The following is a 2,848-nucleotide window of genomic DNA, read 5'->3' as shown; positions in this document are numbered from 1 at the left end:
CCTCTTCCTGCCGCAGATCAAGCTCTCCGACGTGGCGGGCATGGTGTCGCGCGGCGAGGCGCTGTCGGGCGACGAGGCCGGGCAGCTCGGGGCGGCCGAGCGAGCCGCGCGGGGTCGCGGCGCGGGGCGTGCCGCGAGGCGCGGTGCCGGGACGGCGTCGGAGGCCGCGACCGCCGGCGCGGTCGCGACCGGGGCTCCGGTCGCGCCGCTCGACGGGGCCGACGAGCGGGACGAGCGGGACGACGCCGACCGGCGGTAGTCGATCGGATCAGGACACCGTCGAGTGGACGGGACACCGCGTTCTGCCACGGTGCCCTGTCCACTCGACGGTGTTCTGCGTTCGGGCAGGGGCGGACGCGGGCGCGGGGCGCCGGGTCAGACGGCGGCGGAGCCCTGGGCGGGCAGGGTCGCGGCCGCGGTCGAGGTGCGGGCGGGGGCGGACGCGAGTCGCGCCTCCTGGGCGGTGTCCCAGACGACGCCGTCGACGTCGTCCTCGCGCAGGCGCGTCGGGGTGTCGTGAGTGCTCATGGATGTCTCCTCGGGCGGGCCCGTCGGGTCGGACGCGTCAGACGATGGTGCGGCACGGTGGGGTCGTGCCGCGGCCCCCAGTTCGTGGGCTGTCGAGCGATCACCGTAGCCGATCCGCACGAGGCGACGCGACCGGCCGTCGAGGACCGGCACCGCGCCTCCTCGTCGCCGTTCCCTAGGATCGTGCGCATGAGTGCGCGGGGCGGAGTCCGATGATCCACGACGTGCGGCTGGCCGGTGGCGGCGTGCGGCTCGACCCGCTCGAGGTGGCCGACGCGGCCGCTCTCTGGCCGCTGACCGACGACGCGCTGTGGGCGGGCATGGTGACGCCGCGACCGGCGAGCGTCGAGGCGTACGCCGAGCACGTGGAGGCGCAGCTCGCGAACCCGACGACCCTCGCGTTCACGGTGCGCGGCGCGGACGACGGCGAGGTGCGGGGCACGACGACGCTCTACGACCTCGTGCCGGCGCAGGGGCGGGTCGAGATCGGCAGCACCTGGTACGCCCGCGCGTTCTGGGGCGGACGGACGAACCCTGCGACGAAGCTGCTGCTGCTCGGGCACGCGTTCGACACCCTCGGGCTGAACCGGGTCGCACTGCGCTGCGATGCCCGCAACCTGCGGAGTGCGGCGGCGATCCGCCGGTTGGGCGCCGTGCCCGAGGGGGTGCTCCGGTCGCACCGGGTCGCCGCCGACGGCACCGTGGGCGACACGGCCTACTTCTCGATCGTGCGTGGCGAGTGGCCCGATGTGCGGGCCGGTCTGGAGGCGCGGCTCGCCTGAGCGGGTGGGTCGCGTGCTCGTGCCCGCGACGGCGACGTTCGCGGCGCGAGTCCGTAGGGGACGTCAGTCGCGGGTGGCCGGCGAGGCGACGCGGAGCGCCTCGAAGAGCTCGTCGGCGACGAGGTGCGCCTCGTTCGACATCAGCGTGATCGGGGGGCCGCCGTCGGCGTCGACCATCACCCAGCGGCCGCCGCGGCGGCGCCGGCGTTCGTCGACCGGTGTGACACGGACGTCGTGCAGGGCGGTGGCGGGCCACTCCTCGTCCGTCACCCCACGGAGGCGCGAGACCGCGTCCGGCAGGTAGCGCAACCGCGTCGTGGACAGGGCGAAGCGACCGGGGTAGGCCGCGCCTCCGGTCGGCAGGACGCGCTCGGCGAAGGTGCCCCAGAGGAGGCGCTCGCCGGCTTCCACGGGGAGTCGTCGCCAGGACGTGATCGCGAACACGCGGAGGACGAGTCCGACGAGGGCGATGGCGTACACGACGATGAAGACCGCCATCACGTACCAGAGGCCGTCCGGTCCGTCGTTCGCGTGACGCCACGACAACTGGGCGACCAAGATCACGGCCACGAGCACCTGCCAGCCGAGCGTCCACCACTGGCCGCCCCGCAGCTTCTGCTCCGAGCGGCTCCGGGGCGGGTCGGGCACGGCCTTGTCCATGAGGGACTGTCTACACCAGGGGGAGTGACGGGCCCGTCCCGGTGCCTCCGGAGCCGTCGCCCGGTACCGTGACGGCATGCCCGACGAGACCTGGGTCGTGTTCGACGACGAGCCGAAGCAGCGCGTGCTGGTGCGGGCGATGCGGGTGTTCCTGCCCGCGATCGTGATCTTCGGGACGGCCGGTGCGTTCTTCTCGCGAGGTGGCGAGTCGATGGTCGATCTGTTCGGCCCGATCGCCGTGCCGGTCGCGTTCGTGTTCTGGGCGACCGCGGCCGCCGTCGGGTGGAACGTCGTGCTGTGGCTGAACGCCCCGTTCGCGATCGACCTCGAGGGTCGTCGACTGCGCATCCGCCATCGCGTGGTGCCGTTCGACCAGGTCGAACGGGCCGAGCTCGTGGGGCTGAGTGACGGCGACCGGGCCGGCCTGCTGCTGAAGATCGGCCGTCGTCGAGGGCCGACGGCGTCAGTGCTGCTGCGGGAGCGGTCGACGCCCGTGCTCGACGACGCCCGACGCGACCTGTTGGTCGAGGTGATCCGCGCCTCCTCGATCGCACGCCCGGTCAGCCCGCACGACCCCCCCGGGAAGTTCGGGCGGTTCACCTTCCCGGGGACGCGGGACAAGGGGGGGGCCGAAGGGGGCGCCCGCGCCCCCCGGGCGCGGGGGGCCCCCGCCCCGTAAGGGCCGGCCGGCCGCCACGACGCCCCCCCCCACGCCCTCCCCCGCCACGATGTACACAGCCCGCCACGAGATCTCGTGGCGGGCTGTGTACATCGTGGCGGCGGGGCGGCGTGGCGGCGTGGCGGCGTGACGGCCGCGGAGCGGTCGGGCCGGGCTCAGCGGCGACGCGGGCGCAGGCGGCTGGCGACGAGCGCACCGG

4 protein-coding genes and 1 pseudogene are annotated in these 2,848 nt (G+C 74.9%); 3 read left to right on the top strand and 2 right to left on the bottom strand.

All coding sequences use genetic code 11. The features are described from left to right. A pseudogene (locus AEQ27_RS14800) lies at positions 1-259 on the top strand (hypothetical protein); the annotation flags it as partial. Positions 260-375: 116 nt separating this feature from the next. On the opposite strand, the gene AEQ27_RS17915 reads toward AEQ27_RS14800, so the two are convergent. Further along, a complete protein-coding gene (locus AEQ27_RS17915; protein WP_161805561.1) occupies positions 376-528 on the bottom strand; it encodes a hypothetical protein in 153 nt (50 codons plus the stop codon). 212 nt (positions 529-740) lie between these two features. Between AEQ27_RS17915 and AEQ27_RS14790 the strand changes: the two genes are divergently transcribed. Beyond that, positions 741-1,310 (top strand): GNAT family N-acetyltransferase, encoded by a 570-nt coding sequence (locus tag AEQ27_RS14790; protein WP_054147366.1) that lies wholly within the window; start codon positions 741-743, stop codon positions 1,308-1,310. Between the two features lie 63 nt (positions 1,311-1,373). Here AEQ27_RS14790 and AEQ27_RS14785 read toward each other — a convergent pair whose 3' ends face one another. Then, the gene (locus AEQ27_RS14785) at positions 1,374-1,970 is read right to left on the bottom strand and encodes a hypothetical protein (protein WP_054147365.1); all 597 of its coding nucleotides are present in this window, start codon (positions 1,968-1,970) and stop codon (positions 1,374-1,376) included. Positions 1,971-2,046: 76 nt separating this feature from the next. Between AEQ27_RS14785 and AEQ27_RS14780 the strand changes: the two genes are divergently transcribed. After that, positions 2,047-2,649, top strand: a complete 603-nt coding sequence (locus tag AEQ27_RS14780; protein WP_054147364.1) for a hypothetical protein — start codon at positions 2,047-2,049, stop codon at positions 2,647-2,649. Positions 2,650-2,848 lie beyond the last annotated feature (199 nt).

It is taken from the genome of Frigoribacterium sp. RIT-PI-h, from assembly GCF_001297205.1.
Lineage (GTDB): Bacteria > Actinomycetota > Actinomycetes > Actinomycetales > Microbacteriaceae > Frigoribacterium.
Note: the sequence above shows the minus strand (reverse complement) of the source record. Positions and strands in the feature narration are given on the sequence as shown.